At 42.7% G+C, this 25,133-nt stretch carries 14 protein-coding genes; 8 read left to right on the forward strand and 6 right to left on the reverse strand.

Annotated elements, in window-relative coordinates:
* Positions 1 to 6: 6 nt before the first annotated feature.
* Both DWW52_RS16360 and DWW52_RS16365 read left to right on the forward strand, forming a co-directional pair.
* Positions 7 to 1,176: a thioredoxin family protein gene (locus tag DWW52_RS16360; RefSeq protein ID WP_118716543.1), complete on the forward strand. Its 1,170-nt coding sequence runs from the start codon at positions 7 to 9 to the stop codon at positions 1,174 to 1,176.
* 71 nt (positions 1,177 to 1,247) lie between these two features.
* Positions 1,248 to 3,377 (forward strand): thioredoxin-like domain-containing protein, encoded by a 2,130-nt coding sequence (locus DWW52_RS16365; RefSeq protein ID WP_118716544.1) that lies wholly within the window; start codon positions 1,248 to 1,250, stop codon positions 3,375 to 3,377.
* Between the two features lie 498 nt (positions 3,378 to 3,875).
* Here the strand turns inward: DWW52_RS16365 and DWW52_RS16370 are convergent, their stop codons facing one another.
* The 5 genes from DWW52_RS16370 to DWW52_RS16390 all read right to left on the reverse strand — a co-directional run bounded on the left by DWW52_RS16370 (position 3,876) and on the right by DWW52_RS16390 (position 9,679).
* Positions 3,876 to 6,500: a valine--tRNA ligase gene (locus DWW52_RS16370; protein WP_118716545.1), complete on the reverse strand. Its 2,625-nt coding sequence runs from the start codon at positions 6,498 to 6,500 to the stop codon at positions 3,876 to 3,878.
* Positions 6,501 to 6,560: 60 nt separating this feature from the next.
* Complete coding sequence (locus DWW52_RS16375; RefSeq protein ID WP_118716546.1) at positions 6,561 to 7,403, reverse strand: zinc ribbon domain-containing protein; 843 nt, start codon at positions 7,401 to 7,403, stop codon at positions 6,561 to 6,563.
* A 3-nt stretch (positions 7,404 to 7,406) separates the two neighbouring features.
* A complete protein-coding gene (locus DWW52_RS16380; RefSeq protein ID WP_118716547.1) occupies positions 7,407 to 8,192 on the reverse strand; it encodes a Nif3-like dinuclear metal center hexameric protein in 786 nt (261 codons plus the stop codon).
* Between the two features lie 165 nt (positions 8,193 to 8,357).
* Positions 8,358 to 8,693: a MerR family transcriptional regulator gene (locus DWW52_RS16385; protein ID WP_199692014.1), complete on the reverse strand. Its 336-nt coding sequence runs from the start codon at positions 8,691 to 8,693 to the stop codon at positions 8,358 to 8,360.
* Between the two features lie 11 nt (positions 8,694 to 8,704).
* On the reverse strand, positions 8,705 to 9,679 hold the full coding sequence (locus tag DWW52_RS16390; RefSeq protein ID WP_118716549.1) for a M23 family metallopeptidase: 975 nt from the start codon (positions 9,677 to 9,679) through the stop codon (positions 8,705 to 8,707).
* Positions 9,680 to 9,852: 173 nt separating this feature from the next.
* Here DWW52_RS16390 and alaS point away from each other — a divergent pair, with 173 nt between their 5' ends.
* The 6 genes from alaS (at position 9,853) to DWW52_RS16420 (ending at position 19,080) form a co-directional block, all read left to right on the forward strand.
* On the forward strand, positions 9,853 to 12,480 hold the full coding sequence (gene alaS, locus DWW52_RS16395; protein WP_118716550.1) for an alanine--tRNA ligase: 2,628 nt from the start codon (positions 9,853 to 9,855) through the stop codon (positions 12,478 to 12,480).
* 115 nt (positions 12,481 to 12,595) lie between these two features.
* Entirely contained in the window at positions 12,596 to 14,317 is a 1,722-nt protein-coding gene (locus tag DWW52_RS16400) for a M48 family metallopeptidase (RefSeq protein ID WP_118716551.1), read from the forward strand.
* 120 nt (positions 14,318 to 14,437) lie between these two features.
* A complete protein-coding gene (locus DWW52_RS16405) occupies positions 14,438 to 15,736 on the forward strand; it encodes a hypothetical protein (RefSeq protein ID WP_118716552.1) in 1,299 nt (432 codons plus the stop codon).
* A 144-nt stretch (positions 15,737 to 15,880) separates the two neighbouring features.
* Positions 15,881 to 16,564: a hypothetical protein gene (locus DWW52_RS16410; protein WP_118716587.1), complete on the forward strand. Its 684-nt coding sequence runs from the start codon at positions 15,881 to 15,883 to the stop codon at positions 16,562 to 16,564.
* A gap of 160 nt (positions 16,565 to 16,724) precedes the next feature.
* Entirely contained in the window at positions 16,725 to 18,329 is a 1,605-nt protein-coding gene (locus DWW52_RS16415; RefSeq protein ID WP_118716553.1) for a sensor histidine kinase KdpD, read from the forward strand.
* Positions 18,330 to 18,387: 58 nt separating this feature from the next.
* Positions 18,388 to 19,080, forward strand: a complete 693-nt coding sequence (locus DWW52_RS16420) for a response regulator transcription factor (protein WP_118716554.1) — start codon at positions 18,388 to 18,390, stop codon at positions 19,078 to 19,080.
* A 72-nt stretch (positions 19,081 to 19,152) separates the two neighbouring features.
* On the opposite strand, the gene DWW52_RS16425 is transcribed toward DWW52_RS16420, so the two are convergent.
* Positions 19,153 to 24,930, reverse strand: coding sequence for an alpha-2-macroglobulin (locus DWW52_RS16425; RefSeq protein WP_118716555.1), 5,778 nt, complete (start codon positions 24,928 to 24,930; stop codon positions 19,153 to 19,155).
* Positions 24,931 to 25,133 lie beyond the last annotated feature (203 nt).

Here is a 25,133-nt window from a genome sequence, read left to right on the forward strand (position 1 = left end):
AAATTAATGAAAAAGTTTATTTTTTTATGCGTGTTGTTTGCTTTCTCACTCTCGTTGAGAGCCCAAGATAGTGGGATTCGTTTTTTTCACGGGACTTGGGATGAGGCGATCGCTTTGGCAAAAAAGGAGAAGAAAAAGTTATTTGTAGACTTTTACACGGAATGGTGTGGCCCGTGTCTGAATATGTCGTTGACCGTGTTCGTGCTTCCGCAAGTGGGAGAGGTATATAACAAGAATTTTGTTTGTTTGAAGATTGACGCGGAAAAAGGCGAGGGGCGGGAACTGGCCAAACGTTATGCCGTCAATTCTTACCCGACCTATATTTTCGTGAATCCGAAGAATCAGGAGATTGTACATCGTAGCGGGAGCAACAAACCGGTTGAAGATTTTCTTTATGATGCCCAAGGGGGGATTAACCCGAAACTGGGATCCGTGTATATGGATAAAAAATACACCGAGGGAAAATATGATTTGGATTTTCTGAAAAATTACATCCGTTACAAAAAGTCAACGGGAAGCCGGGAGGTGCAGACATATTTCGATGAGTTGATCTCTAAAGGGGCGAAATTGACCGATGCGGATGTGTGGAATTTATACCGTAAATGTATCACGGGATACCAAAATCCTTATTTGAAGGAAGTTTCCGATAATTACGTGCGATTCACGGAATTATTCGGTAAAAAGGAAGTAGACGAGAAATTAACGGAGGCAACATCTTATGCCCCAGTTCAGTTTACAAAAGGATTATGCGATTTCGAGGGAAAGGATTTTAATATCAAAATGCGTGTAATGACCGATCTTTTCAACCAGAAAAAGTACGACGAGGCATTTGCCGAGGTCGAGCGTTTGAAGGCTGACCCGTCGATCGACCAGCACAAGTTCGTGAAATCGCTTGTGTTCCACGTGCGAGTGTCCCCGGAATACACGGATAAAGATTTGCCTTATGAAACCTTGGCGAACAAAGTTCGAGCTTTGAGATATGTTGCCTACAATATGTATGATCGGGATGATGCCATGCCTCATTTTTATTATGTGCAAGGTTTGGAATATTTGTTGAAGCGAGCCTTGGAGGAGGGGAAACAAATCCCGACCGATTTAGTTACAACCCCGGAATACGGGAAAAAGGTGTATGACATGCGTCATCCCGATTTGAAAGCCAAACCGAAACGGAGATAAAAATATATTTATTACCTTTATAGCCTTCACCCGGATGATTTCGGGTGAAGGAAAAACAAAAATGTGAGTATATGAATTATCTGAAATCGGCGGCGTGTCCTTGCATGTATTTTTATCAAAGCTTGGGGAAGTGGATGATCTTTGTGGTGGTATTCGTGATTTCTTCGGGAGTTATGGGGCAGAAAGTTATAGAGAGTAATCTTTTGGGTAACTGGGCGAACACCGGAACGGGAGCTTGGGAGTATGGTTTTTATGAAGATGGGGCCGTTGCTTTCTCGGATTTCTGGAAATATAAACGTGTAAAATTCGGGAGGAAACAAACGGAGGTCGTGTTGGAAAATGGTAACCGGACGATAGTTCTTAAAATCAGACAGGGTAAGAATGGAAATATTTCTATAGTGCGTGATAATGAGAAAGGCGAAATATTCCATCCGTGCAACGGCAAAGACTTTGTTGCGTGGGAAGGAGTCGATACCGTTTCGTTTTCAAAACCTCTCGTGATCACCGATACCGTCACGATACGCGGATATATTCGTAACCTCGACAAGGTGACTCACCCGGCGTTGCGAGGGTACACGTTTACTTGTGGCTATAATGGATTGCTTGAAGAAGAGGAAGGTGAAATTGTTGCCCCCGTAGATTCTTCCGGGCGCTTTACGCTTCGTTTTGTCGTGAGTGCACCTCAACGAGTTTTATTGGAATGGGGACGGATGTGGAAAAATATTATTGTAGAACCCGGGGAGACGGTTTTGTTATATGCAGATGCTTCGGACTGGAAAGTATTCCCGGATGTTTCGAAGGAAGAGATGATTAACGGGAAAAAGGATGTGCTTTTCATGGGAAAGAACGCTCGTTTTCATCAGGAGTATACGTGTTTCCCTTATCCGTTATGGATGAGAAATATGTACGAGTTGAGGGAGATCGCCCGTTCGGATATGGAATTCCTGCGCTTGGCCGAGGCGGATTACTTGAAATCGGTAGCATTTTTGGATTCTATTTGTGGAAAATACCCGAATCTTTCGAAGAGATGCAAAGAGTCCATTGAAAATGAATGGAAATATCGGTTTGCGGCGACGTTGATGCAAAACCAGTTTAATTTGCGCGGGAGCCACGAACGGTTTGATCCGGGATACATGGAATATGTAAATACTCATTTCTCTGTGAATGAATCCTTGTATTATTTTATAACTCGGGATTACCAAACATTCTTGCGGGATTATACCGGTTATGTAGATAGTCAAAAATATAGGTATGTTGATGGGATTGGGTTGGTTTATATGCCAGATGATCGTTTGTATGAGGTGTTAAGGAGGTTGAAGGAGGGCGGAATGTTTGGGGAATTATCAACGGAAGATATCGCGACTTGTGAACGTATTAGCCGGAAGATGACGGAATTGAGCCGGCAGCAAATTACGGACACGAGTGCGTTTCAGGTGGCCGTGGGGGATAAGGCCATGCTTTATGATAAAATGAATACCTATCGCTCTTTGCCGGAGGTATGGGAATTGGAGGAGGTCGTGACCCGGGAACACGAGTTATTGCTCTATGACACGCTGGTATCCGATGTCTTATTGAAGGAGCTTTGTTATACCCGATTGTTCGTGACTGGAATGGAGTATGATCACAAGTCTTTGGCACCGGGGATGATGAAATTAGTGGACACTAGAATTTCGAATCCTATATTGAATCGAAAGGTGAAGGAAGCTAGCGATGTTTACCAGAAAATCGCTAGTAAAAAATTAGCTCACGAAGCCAGTTTGATTGATGTTGAGCGATTTAGTCATATTTTGGATGCAGATTCTCTCTGGCAAGCCTTGATTGAACCTTATCGGGGAAATGTGATTTTGTTCGATTTTTGGGGATCGTGGTGTGAACCTTGTAAGGATATGTTGGCGTTGATGGGTGATATTGAGAAGGTGTTCGAGAACGAGAAAGTGATATTCATGTATTTTGCTTATAGCTCACCCGAAGAGGCATGGAAAAATGTTATCAAAGAATTCAATCTTACGGGAAAAAATATCGTGCATTATAATTTGCCTCCACTACAACAGCAGATGATTGTCAAGAAAATGGAGGTGCATGGATACCCGACGTATAAAATTATAGATAAGGCCGGAAACGTGACGAACAGGGTATTGGAATATCCGTTACGCCCCCAAAGCGTGATAAATGAGATCCAAGCCGAGTTGAATCGTCGTTGAATATTTTGAGGGAAAATCTTTGACTTGTCCTGTCGATCGGCAGGATGGGAATATTTCATCCTTTTAGTCTCAAATTTATAAAATTTGTAGGGATTCTATTCTGAGAAATATCGAAGGATGTAGAAGATATGTAAATTTGGTACCTGAATACGTCTGTAATTATTGTGTACTACTTGTTCAGTAGTTTCATGAACCCTATACGAACCCTATAGTTACCTTATATAAATCCTATTATAATAAGGTTTATATAGGATGTTTATAATTTGATTATAAGTTTATTATAGGTACTGATCAGTAACTCAATAAATATTTGTGATGCATTCTTTTTTAAATACGCCTTATCCTGTTCCTTTCCTTTTCATTTACATGCAAGCGGAAGTGACTCATATCCATTTGTTTGGATGCGATAATGGTCGAGAGATATTGTGAAAGTTGGAATAAAAAAAATAAGCCGCCCGATATTCCAACGGGCGGCTTGCGTATTTTATAAGCGATGTTTTAGTTCAATTCGGCTAATTGTTGTTCAATTGCTTTAATTTTTGCTTCGGCATCGGCTTGTTTTTTGCGTTCGTTTTCAACTACTTGGGCAGGGGCCCCGTTCACGAATTTCTCGTTGCCGAGTTTTTTCATCACGGATGCGAGGAACCCTTGGGCATAAGCAAGGTCTGCTTCTAGTTTTGCCCGGACTTCTTCGGTGTTGACTTCCCCGATAGCAGGGATGAAGTATTCAACCGTGTCGCAGATGAAGCTCCAGGCTCCTTTTACCGGGTCTGCAACCATTTCGACATCGCTGATGTTACCCATTTTGCAGATGATACTCTCGAATTGCAAGGGGTAGCGGTCGTTACTCTTTACTCTTAAAGAGATGGCATCTTTGAAAGCGATGTTGTTTTGCTTGCGGACAGTACGGATTCCAGCGATGACTTCTTTCGTGTTCTCGAACGTGCTCAGGAAGTTTTCGTCGTATTTTCCGGGTGTTGGCATCACGGATACCATGATACTCTCGCCATCTTTCCGCTCCCTCAGGTTCTGCCATATCTCTTCCGTGATAAATGGCATGAACGGGTGGAGCAATTGCAACATTTCCTCGAAGAGGTAAATGGTTTTATTGTAAGTCGTCCGGTCGATCGGTTGTTCGAATCCCGGTTTGATGATTTCCAGTAACCAAGATGAGAACTCGTCTCGGAATCCGGTGTACACGGTCATGAGTGCTTCGGAAATTCGGTATTGCTCGAATTGCGTGTTGAGGGTCTCCTTGCATTTGTTCAAATATTGCTCGAACCATTCGATGGCCAGTTTGGAGTGTAACGGTTGTTCGATGTCGGCAACCTTCCAATTGCTGACCAGGCGGAAAGCATTCCATATTTTGGTCGTGAAATTACGTCCTTGTTCCGGGAGGCTTTCATCAAATAGCAAGTCTCCTCCGGCGGGGGCGCACAATAGCATTCCTACACGTACCCCGTCAGCCCCGTATTGATTGATCAAGTCGATCGGATCGGGTGAGTTTCCAAGGGATTTGGACATCTTGCGATGCAGTTTGTCACGCACGATTCCCGTGAGGTACAAGTTAGAGAACGGTTTCTCGTGGCGGTACTCGTATCCGGCCATGATCATTCTTGCCATCCAGAAGAAGAGGATGTCCGGGCCGGATACCAAATCATTTGTCGGGTAGTAATATTTGATATCTTCATTTTCCGGTTCGAGGATTCCGTTGAATACGGAGATCGGCCATAGCCACGAAGAGAACCAGGTATCCAAGCAATCTTCATCCTGACGGAGTTGATTTGCCGGAATGTCTTTACCGAATTTCTCTTTCACGAGTTTTACGGCTTCCTCGCTATTGCAAGCTACCACGTAATCGTTGCTATCCGGCAGGTAATATACGGGAATCTGGTGGCCCCACCATAATTGGCGGCTGATACACCAGTCTTTCACGTTTTCCATCCAGTAGCGGTACGTGTTTTTGTATTTTGCCGGTGTCAGGAGAATATCGTCATTCATGACAGCATCCAAGGCCGGTTTTGCCAGTTCTTTCATCTTGAGGAACCATTGCATGGATAATTTCGGCTCGATCACCACGTTGGTACGTTCAGAATAACCGACTTTATTGTTGTAATCCTCGATTTTCACGAGGTTTCCCGCTTTTTCGAGTTCGGGGATAATTTCCTGACGTACGACAAAGCGGTCTTTACCCACGAAAAGGCGGGCGTTTTCATTCAAGGTTCCATCATCATTGAAAATGTCGATGGATTCCAGATGATGTTTGTATCCGATTTCGTAGTCGTTGATGTCGTGTGCCGGGGTGATTTTCAATGCTCCGGTACCGAATTCCATATCCACGTATTCATCCTGGATGATCGGAATTACCCGGTTTACCAGGGGAACGATACATTTTTTCCCGGCCAGGTGGCGGAAACGTTCATCTTTGGGATTCACGCATACGGCAGTATCTCCTAGAATGGTTTCCGGGCGTGTTGTGGCGATGATGATGTATTCGTCTTCGGTTCCCTCTATTTTATAGCGGAGATAATATAATTTACTGTGTTCGTCCTTGTAAATAACTTCTTCATCCGACACGGCTGTTTTGGCTGCCGGGTCCCAGTTTACCATACGAACACCTTTATATATAAGTCCTTTGTTGTACAGGTCGATAAAGACCCGGATCACGCTGGCCGAACGGATCTCGTCCATCGTGAAACAAGTCCGGTCCCAGTCGCAGGAAGCTCCCAGTCGTTTCAACTGTTCGAGGATGATCCCTCCGTGTTTCTCGGTCCATGCCCAGGCATGTTTCAAGAATTCTTCGCGGGAAAGGTCTCTTTTCTCGATACCTTCGCTTTTCAGTTTGGCAACAACTTTGGCCTCCGTGGCAATGGAAGCGTGATCGGTTCCCGGAACCCAACAAGCATTTTTACCAAGTAAACGGGCGCGTCTGACGAGTACGTCCTGTATCGTGTTATTCAGCATGTGTCCCATGTGCAGGACACCGGTGACGTTAGGCGGGGGAATAACAATACAATACGGAGTTCTCTTTTTATCAACGGTGGAGTGGAAAAACCGATGTTCCAACCAGTATTGATACCATTTCTCTTCGCTCGTTTGCGGATCGTAGTTTGTTGGGATCATTTTAATTCAGATTAAAATTATATATTCGTAAAAAGGCTGCTTTGTCGAGCAGCCTTGTTTTTATTCTTCTGATTTTCTAAGTCTTCTTCCTTTTTTCTTTTGTGCATCGAGAAGAGCTTCAAGGTCTGCTTTTTGTTGCGAACCGTCGTAGTCACAGATATATTTATCAATGAGGATACGGCCACAGTACTCGCAGACGATGATCTTTTTCCGGGAACGGATATCCAACTGTCTTTGTGGCGGGATTTTGTTAAAACAACCTCCACAGGCGTCACGGTCAACGGTAACGACGGCCAGACCGTTGCGGGCGTTGGAACGGATACGGCGGTATGCCGTTAATAAACGTTCGTCAATGGTGGCTGCCAATTCTTTTGATTTTGTTTCTAACGTTTCCTCGTCTTTGTGCGTCTCGTTGATAATATCATTCAATTCGCCTTTCTTGGCTTCCAGGTCGGATACTTTGTCTTCATAACGCTTTTTGGATTCTTCCATAAGCGCGTCTTTTTCCGCTTTTGCTTTCGAGGCTTCCCGAATTCTTTTCTCCTGTAATTCGATTTCTAGTTTCTGGAACTCGATTTCCTTGCTTAAAGCGTCGTATTCGCGATTGTTACGAACGTTATCCAGTTGTTCGCTATATTTTTTAATAGATTCTTCGGCTTTCTTGATATCCATTTTCCGGGTGGATGTCGTTTTGTCAAGCTCGCTTAGTTCAGCCTTCAAGTTGTCGATACGTGTCTCTAATCCCGCGATCTCGTCTTCAAGGTCTTGAACTTCCAAAGGTAGTTCTCCCCGCAGCGTTTTGATTTTATCGATCTCGGTGTCAATTCGTTGTAATTCATACAGGTTCTGCAGTTTCTCTTCAACTGTCAGCTCTTGCATTTTCTCATTGTTATTCGTCACCATATATTATAAATACTTAATCGGATTTGTATTAATCTCAGAAAACTGAATCGCGAATTTAGATATTTTTTTTGTAAGTATCTCATAAAATATCTCTTTTGTGAATTGTTCGCTTTCATAATGACCGATATCGGCAATAATTACGCGTTTTTCCGTGAGGAAAAAGTCATGATATTTGAAATCCCCGGATATATAGATGTCCGCGTGATTTGCCAATGCCCGGTTAAAGAACGAAGCTCCGGCTCCTCCACAGACGGCAACCCGTTGAATGGTCGGGAGGTGTGGAGTCGTGTAACGCAACCGGTCACACCGGAATATTTCTTTCACTTGTTGTAGGAATGTCATGCTTTCAACAGGATGCTGTAATTCACCAATGATCCCGAACCCGTTCCCGGCGAGGGGATCACCTTCCGGTTGAAGGATTTGACGATTAACGAGGTCGAGTTTGTCGGCCATACGTCCACTCACCCCGTTAGTCACGACATCCATGTTCGTGTGGGAGGCGTAAATTGTGATGTCGTGTTTGATTGCCTTGATCACGCAACGTTCCACGTAGGTGGCGGGAGTAATGTGTTTGAGTCCCCCGAATATGAGCGGGTGGTGGGAGATGATGAGGTCGTGTCCCTTGGCGATGGCTTCTTCAACGACTTCTTCCGTGACGTCGATGCATAATAACACGGATGTCACTTCCCGTTCAGGATCCCCGCAGAGAAGCCCGGAGTTGTCGAAGCTGGCCTGTAATTTGAGAGGGGCATACTCTTCTATGAGCGAGATGATGTCTTTTACGTGCATGTTTGGCTTGAAATTTAGAATTTGAATGAAATAATTTAGTGGTTGCCGATTCTATGCTCCGAGTAATTCAGTGATTGTCGATTCAATGATTAAGTGATTAAAAAGAGAGCATAAGAGCCGAGTGGCAGGAATCACCTAATCGGGAATCATTAAATCACAGAGTTGCTACGGGAGTTGGTTTTTGATGGATAATAGCTCTTCTTTTATTCCTTTCAAGCGTTTTATGACTTCGAAATGTGATTCGGTTTCCGCTTTCCGGTTTTTAAGTTGTTGCTGGGCTCCTTTTAACGTCATTCCTTTTTCCTTGACCAGGTGAAAGATCAGGTGAAAGTTGTCAATGTCGGTTTTCGTGAATTGACGGTTTCCCTTTTTGTTTTTATGGGGTTTGATCACGTCGAATTCTTTCTCCCAGAATCGGATCAGGGAGGTGTTGACCCCGAACATATCGGCCACTTCTCCGATGGTGTAATACAACTTTAATGATTCTTCTGTCATAACAATTGAAAATTGATTTAGTCCATACTTTGGCCCGTGTTATTCGCTATTTCGACTAGTTGTTCGAATTCATCGGGGGTAAGGTCGTTGAAATAGAAGTTGATAGGGTCGATTGCTTTATCATTTTTCCTGACCTCGTAGTGAAGGTGCGGGCCCGTGGAAAGCCCCGTACTCCCCAAGTACCCGATGACATCTCCCCGTTTCACTTTCTGGCCTTTTTTTGCCAGGATTTTCTCCATGTGAGCGTACATGGTTTTATAGCTGAATCCGTGATCTATAATGACGTGACGGCCGTAGCCTTTGTCAAATTTGCTCTCAACGACAACCCCGTTGCCGGTGGCATAGATCGGGGTCCCTACTGTTCCGGTGAAGTCCATCCCTGCATGGAATTTAAGGGTCTTGTAGATGGGGTGCATCCGGTAGCCGAACGAGGAGGTCACTTGGTGAGTGCTTTTATCTTTTAACGAGACCGGAAGGATCGCGGGAATTGATGCCAGCATGTCGATCTTGTTCTTGGCCAGTTCTTCGATTTTGTCGAAAGATTTGCTTTGAATGTAGATCGCTTTGGATAATTCGTCAATCTTCTTGGCAGTCCCGATGATCAGGTCCGCGTTGTCGATTTGTCGGAGGTGTTCGTACTGGTCAACTCCTCCCGAACCAGCTCGTCGGATAGACGAGGGAATAGGGTCGGTTTCGAAAATAACCCGGTAGATGTTGTCATCCCTGGCCTCCATGTCTTTCAGTACGTTGTCCAGGTGTTCTACTTTGTTGCTTAATAAGCTGTATTGGGTAAGAACTTCTTCATATTTCCGTTTCAAAAGTTTTTCTTTCGGGGAATCAATGAACGCATAGACAAGGTATAACATGACGATGGCCAGCGAGAAGCTAGAAAAGAATTTTTTGAATAATCTCCAAAGTGTTTTTCTTAAAGATGATTCTATTTTATCAAATGATAACGTGTCCGAATTAAAATGGTACCCTGCTTTTCGCATAGTTTACTAATAAAAAATAGTGTTTGCGATGCAAAGTTAAAGAAATAATCTAAATTTGCAACTTGGTAAACAAGGCAGATCAAAGTGATAGAGAGGCAAGAGGAACGGTATACATGATAGGATGATAACGTGAAACTCGTGATTTGCGGATGTATTTATTAAATTTTGAATGTATGAAGTCATCAGAGATCAGACAGAGATTTTTAGATTTTTTTGAGAAGAAATCACATACGATAGTACCTTCGGCTCCGATGGTCATCAAGGGTGACCCGACCCTGATGTTCACGAATGCCGGGATGAATCAATTTAAAGATATTATTTTAGGGAACGTACGTCCCAAGGCAACACGGATTGCCGATTCACAAAAATGTTTGCGGGTTTCCGGGAAGCATAACGATTTGGAGGAAGTGGGACATGATACCTATCATCACACGATGTTCGAGATGTTGGGGAACTGGTCGTTCGGGGATTATTTTAAGAAGGAAGCGATCGCTTTTGCCTGGGAATTCTTGACGGAAGAGATGAAATTGGACAAGAACCGGTTGTATGCTACCGTGTTCGAGGGAAGTAAAGAGGATCGCCTGGAGGAAGATAAGGAGGCGTTGGAATACTGGAAACAGTATTTGCCCGAAGATCGGATTCTATACGGGAATAAGAAAGATAATTTTTGGGAAATGGGAGATATGGGGCCTTGCGGTCCTTGTTCGGAAATTCATATTGATTTGCGTCCGGAAGAGGAGCGTAAGTTGAAACCGGGGCGTGATCTGGTGAATAAGGATAACCCGTTGGTGATCGAGATCTGGAACCTGGTGTTCATGCAATATAACCGGAAAGCGGATGGTAGTTTGGAGAATTTGCCGAGTCATCACGTGGATACGGGAATGGGATTCGAACGTTTGTGTATGGCCGTGCAAGGGAAAACGTCCAATTACGACACGGACGTGTTTACTCCCATTATCGACGAGATCGCTCGTTTGAGCGAGAAAGAGTATGGTAAGGATGCAGCCGCTGACGTGGCAATGCGGGTGATTGCCGATCACTTGCGCACGATTGCTTTTTCAATTACTGACGGACAATTGCCCTCGAACGTGAAAGCGGGTTACGTGATTCGCCGGATATTGCGTCGTGCCGTGCGTTACGCTTATACTTTCCTGGATCAAAAAGAGGCTTTCATGTACAAGTTGGTGCCGGTTTTGATCGAGGTAATGGGAAAACATTACCCGGAGTTATCCGCTCAACAGGTTTTGATCGAACGGGTGATACAAGAGGAAGAAAATGCTTTCTTGCGCACCTTAGATAAAGGTATAAAATTACTGGATAAGATTATCGAGAAAACCAAGGCCGAAGATTATTTGACCGTACCGGGAAATATCGCTTTCGAGTTATATGATACTTACGGGTTCCCGTTGGATTTGACCGAATTGATTCTGAAAGAACACGGCTTGGTTGTTAATCGTCGGGAGTTTAAGGCTGAGATGGAAGCCCAGAAAGAGCGTTCTCGTTCGGCTGCAGCCGTGAATACGGATGACTGGGTGGAGTTGATTGCTGATGATACTCAGGAGTTCGTGGGGTATGATTACACGGAGACGGAGGTGCAGATTACCCGCTATCGCCGGATTAGCACGAAAGGTAGGACGCTTTACCAGTTAGTGTTTAATATTACCCCGTTTTATGGCGAGAGTGGCGGGCAGGTCGGTGATCGTGGTTGGTTGATTTCGGAAACGGAGAAAATAAATATTTGGGATACTCAGAAGGAAAACGGCTTGACGGTTCATATCACGGATCGTTTGCCGGAGGATTTGACACAAGTATTCACGGCGAAAGTGGATCTGGATAAACGGGTGGCCACGGAGAATAACCACACGTCGACTCACTTGTTGCATTACGCGTTGAGAAAGGTGTTGGGGACTCACGTGGAACAGAAAGGATCGTACGTGAGTGATGAATACCTGCGTTTTGACTTTTCTCATTTCCAGAAAGTGACGGACGAGGAGTTGGAAAAGGTGGCGGCTATCGTGAATCGTGAAATTCGGAAGAATTATTCATTGGAGGAAAGTCGTGCGATACCTATCGGTCAGGCAAAGAAGATGGGAGCCATGGCGATCTTCGGGGAGAAATACGGGGATTTGGTTCGTGTGGTGAAATTTGGGGAATCTGTGGAATTGTGTGGAGGTACGCACGCACACGCCACGGGACAGATCGGGTTCTTCAAGATTGTTTCCGAAAGTTCTGTTTCTGCCGGAGTACGACGTATAGAAGCGATAACGGCAGCCAAGGCCGAAGAGTATATACTGAATTATTTCAAGATGATGAAAGAAATAGACAGTATGTTCAAGTCGAATCGCGGCGTGTTGGAGAATGTCAGGGAGTTGCTGAACGAGAATGAGGGGTTGAAAAAAGATGTCGAGAAGTTCACGCAGGATAGTTTGAAGATCATGAAGGAGGGATGGAAAAACGAAAAGCGTGTTATCCGAGATATCACGATGATCGTAAAGACGGTGATGATAGCCCCTGCTAACGTGAAGGATATTGCCTTCCAGTTGAAGGGCGAGTTGAATAACCTGATCCTTGTGATCGGGGGCGTGTTTAACGATAAGCCTCATTTAACCGTGATGATTAGCGATTCGCTGGTGAAGGATTTCGGGTTACATGCCGGGCAGATCGTGAAAGATGCCGCGCAGGAAATGAAAGGCGGCGGTGGGGGACAACCTTTCTTCGCAACTGCCGGAGGATCAAATCCTGAGGGGATCACGAAAGCGATCGAACGAGCCGAAAAATTGATTTTGGATAAAATTAATTAGTTTTTGGTATAAATTTTGTGTAGTCATTCAATATATTAATAAAAATTTATACATTTGTTTGGCGAAAAAAGAAAGGTGAACTAATTTGAGTATTACAATAAAAATTAAGATGAGTATGAAAAAAACATTAGGTTTTGTTGCCGTTGTTGCCTTATCTGGGTTAATAACTGTTTCTTGTTCTTCTTTGAATAAAATGAAGAAACGTGCAGGAGAAATTACGTATTCTGTTACTCCAGAAACACTTGTGGCAAAAGGTGGAATGGTTGATTTGAAGATAGACGTAACTTTCCCGGCTAAATATTTTAATAAGAAAGTGGCTCTTGAAGCTACTCCCGTGTTAAGGTTTAAAGGCGGTGAGAAAGCTTATGAAATGAAAGCTATCCAAGGAGAAAAAGTTCAAGGTAATGCAGAGGTGATTCCTTACGAGTCGGGAAAGACTATTTCTTATACGAGTCGTATTTCTTACGAGGATGCTATGAGACTTTCTGATCTGGAAATTGATATTACCGGATCAAAAGGTGCTAAAAGTGCTAAATTCGAACCGAGAAAAATTGGTGATGGTGTGATTGCTACCGAGACTTTGGTTGTGAACGCTCCTGCTACTACTCTTGGTGAAGATCAATTCCAAAGAATTATCAAACAACAAGAAGAGGCTGCAATCTATTATTTGATCAATTCAGCTAACATCCGTTCTAAAGAAATGACTTCTGAAGAGATGAAGAAGTTGGAAGCTTATATTAAAGAAGCTGCTACCAAAGAAAACATGAATTTGAACAGTATTGATGTTAGATCATACGCATCTCCTGATGGAGCTTATGACTTCAACGAGAAATTAGCTAACCAACGTGAAAAAGGTTCTTCTACTTTCTTGAAAAAACAGATGAAGAAAGGTAAAGTTGAGCAATACAAAGACGAGAATTTCTTTAAGAATTTCGTTGTAGCTGAGGACTGGGAAGGTTTCAAAAAAGCTATGGAAGCATCAAATATCCAAGATAAGGAATTGATCCTTCGTGTGTTGGCTATGCACTCTGATCCGGAAGTAAGAGAAAGAGAAATCAGAAATATAGCTTCAGCTTTCGCTGTTGTTGCTGATCAAATCCTTCCGAAATTGAGAAGATCTTTGTTTGTTGTGAATACCGAGTTGATTGGTAAATCAGATGACGAATTGAAAGCTTTGGCTAAATCGGACGCTGCTTCTTTGAATGTTGACGAGTTACTTTACTCTGCTACATTGTTTGATAACAATAATGACAAATTGGCTATCTATCAGGCTTGTATGAGACAATTCCCGAATGACTGGAGAGGTTTCAACGACGCTGGTTTGATCCAATTCGAAATGGGTAACATTGCTGAGGCTCAAACGAACTTCAATAAAGCTAACTCTTTGTCTGCTAACAATCCTGTTATCCAGAATAACTTGGGTGCCGTTGCATTGAAGAATGGCGATTTGAAACAAGCTGAAGTTTATTTTGGTGCAGCAACCGGAGCCGGTCAAGAAGTTGATTACAACAAGGGTATCATCGCTATCAAGACGGGTGATTATGCTGCTGCTGTTAACTATTTCGGAAAATGCAATTGCGTGAACGCTGCTTTGGCTAACGTGCTTGCCGGAAATAACAACGAGGCTTTGAAGAAATTGAACGCTGAAAACAAAGAATGCCCGATGTCTTATTACTTGAAAGCTGTTATCGGTGCGAGAACTAACGACGCTACGATGGTAATGGAGAACTTGAAGAAAGCATGTTCTTTGAACGCTTCATTCAAACAATTGGCTGCAACCGATATGGAGTTTGCCAAATTTTTCGAAAACAATGACTTTGTTGCAATAACGAAATAAGTTTTGTTAAAATACATCAAAAGGCAATCGTAAGGTTGCCTTTTTTATTTACCTTTTTTTTAACACATAGTTTTTTTATGAATGCATATCTTTGTATTCTAAAAGTTAATGTGTCGAAGCATGAGGAGTTTTGTAGGTATATTGATTATTATTCTTTTCGTTGCTTGTGTACGTAATACGAGTGTACAAGTATCGGGGCGGGTCGAGACGGGTGACTCTGTCGTTTATTTTCAGGTAAACGATAGCATGTACAAGTTTCGGCTGGATGATAAACATTATTTTTCAGGGAAAATTGAACTGGAAAAGGGAACGTATGCCCGTTTCCATCCTTACTGGGTTCAAGTTTTTTTAACACCTGGGGAGGATTTGGAAATCAGTTTGAATAATGTTCGTAATATGCCTAATTCTTTGCAGTTCAAAGGAACGTTAAGCGCGATCAATAACTACTTGAAAGAACAACAATACCGATTTGTCGCTATTTATGATGCAAGTTTGCTCCAGTTGGAGGAAAAAGATTTCGTGGATAGAATGCGAGGGAATATTAACACGAGTATTGTTTTGCTGGAAGCTAAGAATTTGGGAGAGGAGTTTACCCGGCTGGAGCGGGAACGAATCAGGTACCGGGTTGCGGAGCAGGCGATGCATTATATGCGCGGACGTCTCGCCACGGATGTAGAGTATAAACCGGGTGAGATTTTTGACCAGTTTGTCTCCGAGTTTGATGTGAATAATGAAGAAATGCTCTCTTTTGATAGCTATCAACGATTCGTGTTGAACTACATGTATTACAAGGGACAGAATCTAAGTATGCGGCGGTTGGTGGACTATATTTTATCTCACGTCAGTAGTGTCAAAGTACGGGATTATTTATTGTCAGAGGTGGTTTATGGCTATTTTCAGGAGAATGGTCTGAGAGATTCTGATTATTTGCTTGCCGTGTGTTGGAATGAAGTTTCGGATACCAGTAAGCTCGTGAAGGTGAAACGTTTGGTTGATCAGTGGCGGAGATTATCTCCGGGTGTTACGGCTCCTAGCGTGTCATTGCAGAATGATAAAGGGGAGGCTTTATATCTAAAAGATTTGAAAGGGGAATTTTTATATATATGCGCCTGGGCTCCCGGTTATGGCGAAATGAAACCGGATATACAGGAGAAATGGAAAGAATTTGCCGGGGAGTACAAGGATAAGAATATCCGTTTCGTGACTTTCTGCATGGGACCTTCCCAAAGCTTGGCGCAGGTGGAAGATTTGCCCGGTGAACATTTCGTGGTGAATAATATACATGCTTTTTCTTCCCGTTACATGGTGTCTTTAATGCCCCGCTATATGCTTATCGACCCGGAAGGCCGGATTGTCGATGTAAACGCACCAAAACCATCGGGCTCCGCTAAATTACTTTTAAGGAGTGTGGGGTTATAATTTATTTTTGTATATTTGTCGATGTTTACAGTGAGTGATATATTGCTTGCTGTGATGTATGGTTTATTATATTGAGCTTGTAAAATAACAGATGAAATTTACATCCATAATGGATTTATGGACGGACGACAAAACTTATTTGCTATGAAAAGAATTAGTTTATTTTTGGTACTTGCCACGCTTTTGTTCAGTGCATGTGATAATGACTCGGTGAAAGTACGTGGTGAAGTAGAAGGTTTAAACGGTACCGTGAAATTGTTGGCAGAGATGCCTGGCGAACCGGGTTTGACGATCTTGGCACAACAAGAAGTGAAGGATGGTAAAATAGATTTAAGAACGGATCAATTTAAAATTCCGGGAAGAGTTTGGGTGGATATTGATGGAAAAGCGACCGTAGAGGCTATCGTGGACACGAAAGATATGACTTGGATCAAAGGAAAAATCAAATTCCCGGATCAGATCGAAGCTACCGGTTCCGGTTTGATGGACGAGTACAAGGAAATCAAAAAAATGTACAAGGAGAGATTCGGTGAAGATATCGAGAAGGTTGACAAGCGAATTGAGAGAATCAGCAAGAAAGAAAAACTTTCCAAAGATGATGAGGTGATGCTGGGTATCCACCAGTTACAGAAACAACGTTTCCTGAAAAAACAGGCTAACTGGACAAAAGATTTGATCGTTGCTAATCCTCGTAAAGAAATTTCTTTATTTTTGCTTAAAGATCAGTTAGTGGATAGTTTGGATTTGCAAAAGAAACTTTTCAACAAGATGGCAATAGAAAATAAAGAGAGTAATATTTACAAAGTGTTGGAAAGTAAATTAAAATAAAGCATAAAACCATAATAGTGGTTTTAATTTTCCCGTTTTTATTACTTAGTTGTTTTTTAGAGGTACCTTACCCGGGTACCTCTTTTTCATGATATTTTTTTCCAAGTCATTGCATTGTGACATAAAAAATGCTATTTTCGCTGATTGTATATGGCAGCTTATGATAAAAAAAATAATAATCAGAATATTATCTATCATTATGCTTATCGCTTTTATTGCGGTGGTAAGCGTGCAATGGATTTGGATAAAATATAGTATGCGGGAGGGAGAAGCTCGTTTTACTTCCAAAGTATATGATGTTTTAGGGAAAGCTGTTAATCTGGTGGAGCAAACCAATAATATCCGTCTTTTTAATGATGTGAAGGAGCAATACACGCAGGTAGAAGAGGTTATTTCTGCGATGAATCATCCTCAGGATTCGGTTGGCATGAATGAGGAGGAATTGAATAATAATATGGTATCTGTTTTTTCGTTCCAGTACACGTTAGGTAAAAATAATGAGGGACAAAAAAGTAGTAATATTTCCAATACTTTCCGGATTCTGATGAACACGGGGGGACAGATGCTTCCGGGATATGTCGTGGAAAGAGATAAGGATATGCTCTACCAGGTGATGCGTTCGGCGACAACAGAGGGGGAGAGGTTGGCGGATTCGGTGGAACGTCAGCGGATGACTGATTTGGTGAGAGATTTCGTGATCCGTTACCTGAAAGAGAAAGATCCCCAGAACGCGCAAGTGGAAAAACGACTTGAAAATGTTGACTTGAATCCTTATTTAAAAGAGGAAATGATCAACACGGGAATCACGAACCCGTTCACGTGGAAGATTATGACCCGTGAGCAAATTGTTCAATATATCCGAGAACACGGCAAAAAAGGTTTTTATTACGTGGAATTGTTCCCGAATGACCAGACCACGAAGGATGCAAACCTGTGTGTCATGTTTAACGCAAAGGATTCGCTATTTTATAATAATATGGGGTGGATGTTCATCGCTTCCGGTTTTTGTATTATCGGTTTGATGAGTGTGTTGATTATCACGATCATCATTATCATGCGGCAACAGAAATTGTCGGTGATCAAGAATGATTTCATTAATAACATGACTCACGAGTTTAAAACTCCCTTGGCCACGATCTCTTTGGCTACGGCCGCTATCGAGAAAGAGAAGGTGTTGAATGACCGAACCCAGATATTGAAATTCAATTCAATGATTCGGAATGAGAATGAACGGATGAACAAGTACGTGGAGCGAATCTTGTTACAGGCAAAATTGGATCGCAGAGAGGTACATTTGAAGAAGGTTCCGGTGAATTTGAACGTGTTGGTGGACGAGAGCGTGGAGCATTTCCGTTTGCAGGTAGAAGAACGGGGAGGTGTTATCCGGGCGGAATTGGACCCGGAGGGATATGTGCTGTCGGCTGACGAAGTACACATGATGAATGTGGTTTGTAATTTGATTGATAACGCGATCAAATATTCGCATGATTCGTTGAATATATATATTTACACGAAGCGGGAAGGAAATCGCTTTATTATCGGAGTTCGGGATACCGGGATTGGGATTCCGAAAGAAGCACAGGATAAGGTGTTTAAACGATTTTACCGGGTTCCTAGCGGGAACGTGCATAATGTGAAAGGATTCGGCCTGGGGTTGAGTTACGCGAAATCTATCGTGGAATTGCATGGAGGGGAAATTCGCCTGACTTCCAAGAAGAATAAAGGTACTTTGGTGGAGATTATTTTTAAAATGGAAGATGAGTGAGGGGACGGGTTGAAAAGTATAGAGTTGGAATGATAAATCTAAAATCTAAAATTAATATATGGGACATAAAATACTTTTGGTAGAAGACGATCCCTGTTTTGGGTCGGTTCTGAAATCCTATTTGGAGTTATCTGATTATGATGTCGTGCATTGTACGAACGGGATTGATGGATTTGAAGCCTTTCGTAAAGAAAAGTTTGATTTGTGTCTGTTAGATGTCATGATGCCCGAAATGGATGGATTCACGTTAGGGAAAAAAATCCGGGAATTGGATGTTACAGTGCCTTTTGTTTACATCACGGCTAAGAGCATGAAAGATGATATGAAACTCGGTTACGAGATTGGTGCGGATGATTATATTATCAAACCTTTTGATTCTGAGTTGTTGATCTTTAAGATCAAGGCTATTCTTAGTCGTTGCGAGCATGAGGAAACAGAAGTGAAGCCGAAATTGATCGAGTTGGGGGCTTACCTGTTTAACACGGAATTACGTACGATCACGAAAGATGACGAAGTAATCAAATTGACCCCGAAGGAATCCCGCTTGCTGGAATTGTTGTATTATCACAAGGATGGTTTGTTGCAACGCGATAAAGCATTGAATGAGATATGGGGGGCCAGTGATTATTTCACAGCTCGTAGTATGGATGTTTACGTGACCAAGTTGAGAAAATATTTCAAAGATGATCCTGCAATCAAGATTGAAAATGTACACGGATCAGGTTTCCGGTTGATTCTGGAAGAGAATTAGAAAAGAAATCGTTATGATAAGAGAGGTCGAAGTCGGGAATTCCCGTTTCGACCTCTCTCTATCTTATTTTATTTACTGAACAATAATGCTTCTCGCATCACTGTTTGCCGAATATTGCGGGGCATAGATACATTGTAACGTGGTGATGCCATCTTGATAGGTCCCGCTTTGTGCGATCCACACGGTGTATTCAAACACATGCGTTCCTTTGGGTAAGAAATCAAAGAAGAAGTTCGTGGCTACGTCCGTGGTTTCTTGGTAGTACAAGAGCAATTCCTGCCAGCGGTTACCGGAAAGTTGTTCCGTGGGTTCGAAACAACCGGCACGCAGGTCTTTCAGATGCACGTATTGCATATCCTGATCGGTGTTGACCGTGATCCGGATATTTATTTTATCCCCGACTTTCAGGGGTTGGTTGGCTAGGGGGATGAGTTTAGAATCTTTTTCAATGAAAAGTTGTTTCTGCACGGAGATTCCTCCTGAATGTTTCGTGATTTTATCCAGTTTTTCGAAATATTGCAGGTATAACCCGCCCCAACTTGCCTGTTGCGTGTTTTTCGTGAGGGTGACGTTCAGCATCTTTTTCGTGATCTCTTTTTCGGAGAAACTTTGTTTGATATACCCCAGTTTTGATTCTTCGGGGGTAAGTTGAAGTTTTTGGTTCCCGACTTTCACGGATAGATTTTCTTGTACGGCTAGTTGATCATTACCCGTGAGTAATAATGCGTAAATGGCATCAACCGTGGTTGGAGTATTTCCCCAATTTAGAGTTTGTTTCTGGCGCAACAACCATTGTTTCATGAGTTCGGTGTCGTTCGAATCATCCTCGATCTCGTGGAATGCGCTCATGATTGCCACGTGAGTCTGGAGGGCCGAGTTGGTGAATAACGTGGGCCGATTGTTTGCCCAGAACATTCCCATTTCGGGTGTGGTTGTAGAGTATTCTTTTAATGACCGGATGATTTGTTTTGCGGTTTCTTGTTTCCCGTAACGGTACAAGGTGGTTGCTAGTAGAGCTTTTTCGTAAAGAGATAACGTCGTCCAAGATTGTTCCAGATCATTCAAGTAATACTTGTGGGCGGCTAGGGCATTGGTTAAAGGAATATCCCGGTAAGCACTTCTCGTGTACAAGTATAAGATTTCGGAATATCCGGCTTTCCCTTTATATTTCTCGAAAGAGGTTTGGATGTTACGATCCAAGAAGTTCAAGGCCTTGATCTGCATTTTTTTCGCTTGTTCCGAATGTTCGGTAACGCCTAGCTGGGTTAGGCGGGACATGGCTTCCAGTACGTTTTCGGTCATGAACGTGCTGGATTGGAAACCTTTGAACCAAGACCAGCCACCGTCTTCATTCTGTAGTTCTGTCAGTTTGTTCAGGGATTGGCTAGTTATGTAGTTTTGACGGTTTACATCCAGTAGCTCGCCTAACGAGTGCATCCGTTCCGTTTCATTTTGAGCTTCGGTCATCCACGGGGAGAGTTGCAGGAGAACTGATTTCAACTCCTGATTCTTAGCCAACGGGGAAGTTAGGGTTGATTTCGGGTTTGTCAGCCAAGTTTTAATCGCACTTGTGATTTGCGGATTCGCGGTCGCGATGGCTGAGGCCACGGTACTGACATAATAAGAAGCCGTGATATCCGTGACATTTTCCGTTTGCGGTGTATTGATGGTCGGCAAGGCCAGAACTGCATACCATATCGGGTTTGCTGTGAATTCGAGCGTGAAACGATAGGGCGATACACCTTTAGGGGTATCCAGGGTAAAAGTTTGTGCTCCCTGTTTCATCGTGAATACCGGTAAGGTTTGAGTGACCAGCGTGGCATTCGGGACGATCGGAAGGACATGCTGTTCCCCGTCACTGAATTGCTGGGAATTAGCAACAATGCGACAACCTAGTAGATCAATATTTTCGGGAGCGGTAAATTCGAAACTAACCGTTTGATTCTGTCGTGCGGACACGTTGAACGGAACGTTTTGCTTGCTGAGAACGACTTCCGTGGAAGGGTTAAATAACTCCAAGTAAGCGTTCCCCTGTTGTACTTTTTCTGTGAGATTATTTATAGTAGCTTGTAAAACTATTTTATCACCAGTGCGCACGAATCGGGGTAAGTTGGTACTGACCATGAATTCCTTGCTCGTGATAATGGATTTCTCGATTTGCCCGAAGTGCATGTCTTTCGTGTGGGCTAGGGCCATGAAACGCCAGGTTGTTGTGGCTTCGGGAACCGTGAATTTGATAACGATGTTACCCTGCGGGTCGGTTAAGAGTTGCGGGTAGAAAAATGCGGTCTCTTGGAAGTTTTGCCGGAGCGGAATGTTTTGAGGTGTTTCTTCCACTGCTTGTTGTTTGGCAACTCTTGCTTCCTGTTTTGCTCCGGGAGATAAGGATATTTTCTTTCCATCACTGAGCGATAATGTATGGTCTGCCTCTGCCACTTCTTCTACAACTTGATCTGCAAGAATTATATTTTTTGTCGATCTGGTTGAACCGTATCCACAAATTACGATATTCCCCATCCCGTTAAAATAGAATGTGTTGAGTCCATAGAGGTTTAATCTGTCATACTCGAATCTGGGGACTTCGTTTGATTGGGGGTAGAAGTAGCGATATAGATTGCGGGTTTGTCGGTTTGGCATGTAATTCCAGTCCGGGGTTATCGAACGATAATTGTAAACCGGATTGAAATACCATTCATTTTTCCCGAATTGATCCAAAGAGGCATCATACATGGTTGTCATCATTTCAGCCATGGCTGGTTTTTCCTGTGCGTTCTTGATGATAAATGACCATTCTTCCTGTTGGCCGGGAGTTAAGTGATCTCTGAATGTTTTTGTGATAATGTTCAGGTGATTACTTTCTTGCTTTTTAGAAAGCATGATCCTGTTCTGGAAGAACTCGCCGTTCTTGACATAACTGATCAAGACGTCGGCTGTCTCCCCGTAACTGTTCAGATAAGGAATGGTAAGACGGGTATTTTCGTCATTCAGCATGAAGCGTTCTCTTGCGACAAATTGCCCGTTCGCGTAAATCTCATAAAGGACGTAAACGTCTTTTGCCGAGGTCCCTAGGAGAATTTCCGCGTTTTCTCCGGGGTTACATTGTGTTTTCTCCTGAATAATCCAATTGTAGGTTAAATAAGGAGGGCGTTTATCTTGGAGTGAATACAGGTAAATGATTTGTCTCGTTGATATTTCCTTATTCTCTCCCTCCCCGGTGAAAGTTAGTAAATAGGCTCCGGAAGGATAATCGGATAGTTTTAATTCCAAATTTTCTTTTTCGCCCGTGGTGAATGTACCGGTTAGTATTTCTTTGTCAACGGGAGGATTCGAATAATCGTATTCGTCACCTAGTTTTTGCAGCGGTTTCAAGCTGGATAACGTGTAATGAATCTTTTGGTTTAATTTGTACCCGTTGGCGTTTTGTGCAATAACCGGAATCTCAACAGGTTGATCCTTGTTGATTTCTGGCGTGACGAGTGTCGTTAGTTGATAGTTTTGATTGTTGATGTTTATTATAAACTCGGCTTCTTGCGTTTCTCCGTTAGGAGAGGTGATTGTCACGGTTACACGATACCGGTAAGATGGAAACATCCTGGGTTGAATTCCTTGTGCAAAATCCGAAGTTTTCGGGGTGTTGAATGAGAATTGAAATTCTCCTTTACTGTCTGTTTGGGTTGCCCCGGCTAGGATTGGAGTTTGTTGAAATGTACCCCAGCCGAATGTACTTTCCGAAATGCTGTAACTGACTTTCCCGTTTTCAATATTCACGCCGGAATAACTCTTGGCAATCCCTGTAATTGTCAGGTTATCTCCCAGTTTATAGGCTTGCTTCAAGGGATCAAAGGTGATTTCGAATTTCGGACGTTTGTATTCGGCTACGGTGATCATGTGGCTGGCATTTCCGGCGAGAATGGTAAATTCTCCGTTTAATACCTCTTGGGGAAGTACGAAACTGCCGGCAAAGGAGCCGAAAGAGTTGACCGCCAGTTCTTGTTTGGCTATCTCTTGTTGATTGGCATCCCGAAGGATAACGGTATGTTTACAGTTGGTAATCGCTTTTGCCCCGCTGGAATCAGCTTCCCAGCATATTCCGCTGAAATAGACAGTTTGCCCCGGTCTGTAGACAGCTCTGTCCGTGAAAAGATTGATTTGTTCTTTTGTCGGTTGGGGATGGCTGAAGTATTGATATGGCATTTGATTGACAGGGCCGTGGTCATCGCTTCCCAGCGTCACCTGGTAGAAGCGATTTGCGTTTAGATTTTTGATGGTGGCAATCCCGTTGGCATCGGACGTAACTTCGGCCAGTAATTCGTAGTTCGGGTACGTTCTCTTGTAAAGTTTTACTTTTGCCCCTTGGATCGGTTTGCCACTTGTCAGGTCACAAACGAGTATGTTATATCCCTTTTCGCTTGTTTTGCGAGCGATCGAGGAAAGTTTGCTAGCGTTGAAATATAGGGAATCCGTTTTAAGGGATTGAGCGGAAGAATTTACGGATAGTTGGTACAAACCGGGTGCTTGTACGGGAATTTCCAGTAATGTGTCTTGCGTGACGAGGTGTTTTGGCAAGCGGAATGTATGTGAATATACTTTTTCCCGGTTCAGTTCTTTTTTGTCTGAATTTAGGAATTCCAACGTGCTTGCTTTTATTTGGTATACCGTAAATGTAACGTTGGAAACATTTTTGAATCTGAGTTGTATCTTTTGTTTGTCTCCCGGATATACATTGTTGTCAATCGTATAATTAAGGTTCGGTTGTTTAATGGTGGAAACCCAATTTTTCAGGATATTTATTCGGAAGTATTTTGGGAAACGTTGAATCCCGTCATTACATATTTTGAGAATCTTTTCGTAATCGGATAATAGTTTCGCTTGATTACTTCGAGTGTTTTCTCGTGGATTATAGTAACCGTATGATGGGGTGTAATAGTATTGTGCGATTACGTTTAATATTTCGACAGAATAAGGATAGTCATGATATTTGCGGTTTAGGCGTTCCAAGGTGTTCAGATATAATGAATCTTTGTTCGCGATATTTGCATTCTGGTTGATGAATGTCAGCCGGTCGAGATCGGAAATGATAAGGGCATCCGTGCGTTTGGCCGCGATCTGGGTTCGTAACAATTGTTGGTATAATTGCACGATGTTCGGGTTTATATCATAGGACGAAGCGTTTATTCTTACTTGTAGGAAATCTTCAATGGGGGCGAGTAATTGATTATTCGTGAGTTTGGTTTGTTTGAAATATTGTTGGCCCCAATAGAGTTGTTGTAATAAATCAATACTGCGATAGACTAAAAAGTCGTACATGGTCGGGCGAAGTGCTGGTGAATTTTTGCCTAAAATGAGTATTTCTTTGTATTGAAGGCAATTTACTGCGGACAACTGGGGTTGTGCTTTCACGGCATCCAAGCTGTGGCGTATGATTTTTTCCAGGTAAATGTTACCTGTCCATTCATTCATGTCTTTGGGGATATATCCCGTGATCGGGGTGCGGGTCTGAAGCTTGGGAGACTCGGCCTGATAGTACATATTATATAGTTCTGCAATTAGCGAATGAAGAATACTTTTCTCCACGATGTTGTTGTCTTTTTGGATGTAATCTTCCAATGAAACCAGCATGGGAGGGATGCTATCCGAGTTGATCAGGCTTTGATATTTAATCTGCCGGATCAGGGATTGTATAAGCAAAGGTGAGTTCTTTTCTTTTACAGCTTTCTGGTAATCCTTTTGTGCTTGAAGTAATGCGGTCTTCGGGGCAGCTTCATTTGCCGCATCGGAGTTGCGGCTTTGGCCGAATGCCATGGTAACTCCGAATAGTAAAACCGTGATTATAAAAAATCTCTTTATCATATCGTTTCTTTTTTAGTTATTCCTTTCATCATTTTGTATTATTCGCAATCCCCAAGGGGAAAGTTATAATATAGATGCAGACGGAATAGAAATTCCATAAAAATAAAATAAATAATTGACGTTTTAAGTATTGCGTGAAGGATGATGTGAAAATTTTAATTTTTTGGATATTGGTGAATTTTAATATATATTTGAGGCAATGA

Origin of the sequence: Odoribacter sp. AF15-53 (assembly GCF_003479425.1) — a bacterium.
Classification (GTDB): domain Bacteria; phylum Bacteroidota; class Bacteroidia; order Bacteroidales; family Marinifilaceae; genus Butyricimonas.

Coding starts and splice junctions, on each gene's coding strand:
- DWW52_RS16410 (WP_118716587.1), top strand. CDS start 15,881: ATGAAAAGAATTAGTTTATTTTTGGTACTTGCCACGCTTTTGTTCAGT.
- DWW52_RS16375 (WP_118716546.1), bottom strand. CDS start 7,403: ATGGTGACGAATAACAATGAGAAAATGCAAGAGCTGACAGTTGAAGAG.
- DWW52_RS16365 (WP_118716544.1), top strand. CDS start 1,248: ATGAATTATCTGAAATCGGCGGCGTGTCCTTGCATGTATTTTTATCAA.
- DWW52_RS16400 (WP_118716551.1), top strand. CDS start 12,596: ATGAAAAAAACATTAGGTTTTGTTGCCGTTGTTGCCTTATCTGGGTTA.
- DWW52_RS16370 (WP_118716545.1), bottom strand. CDS start 6,500: ATGATCCCAACAAACTACGATCCGCAAACGAGCGAAGAGAAATGGTAT.
- DWW52_RS16380 (WP_118716547.1), bottom strand. CDS start 8,192: ATGCACGTAAAAGACATCATCTCGCTCATAGAAGAGTATGCCCCTCTC.
- DWW52_RS16390 (WP_118716549.1), bottom strand. CDS start 9,679: ATGCGAAAAGCAGGGTACCATTTTAATTCGGACACGTTATCATTTGAT.
- alaS (WP_118716550.1), top strand. CDS start 9,853: ATGAAGTCATCAGAGATCAGACAGAGATTTTTAGATTTTTTTGAGAAG.
- DWW52_RS16405 (WP_118716552.1), top strand. CDS start 14,438: ATGAGGAGTTTTGTAGGTATATTGATTATTATTCTTTTCGTTGCTTGT.
- DWW52_RS16425 (WP_118716555.1), bottom strand. CDS start 24,930: ATGATAAAGAGATTTTTTATAATCACGGTTTTACTATTCGGAGTTACC.
- DWW52_RS16415 (WP_118716553.1), top strand. CDS start 16,725: ATGATAAAAAAAATAATAATCAGAATATTATCTATCATTATGCTTATC.
- DWW52_RS16360 (WP_118716543.1), top strand. CDS start 7: ATGAAAAAGTTTATTTTTTTATGCGTGTTGTTTGCTTTCTCACTCTCG.
- DWW52_RS16420 (WP_118716554.1), top strand. CDS start 18,388: ATGGGACATAAAATACTTTTGGTAGAAGACGATCCCTGTTTTGGGTCG.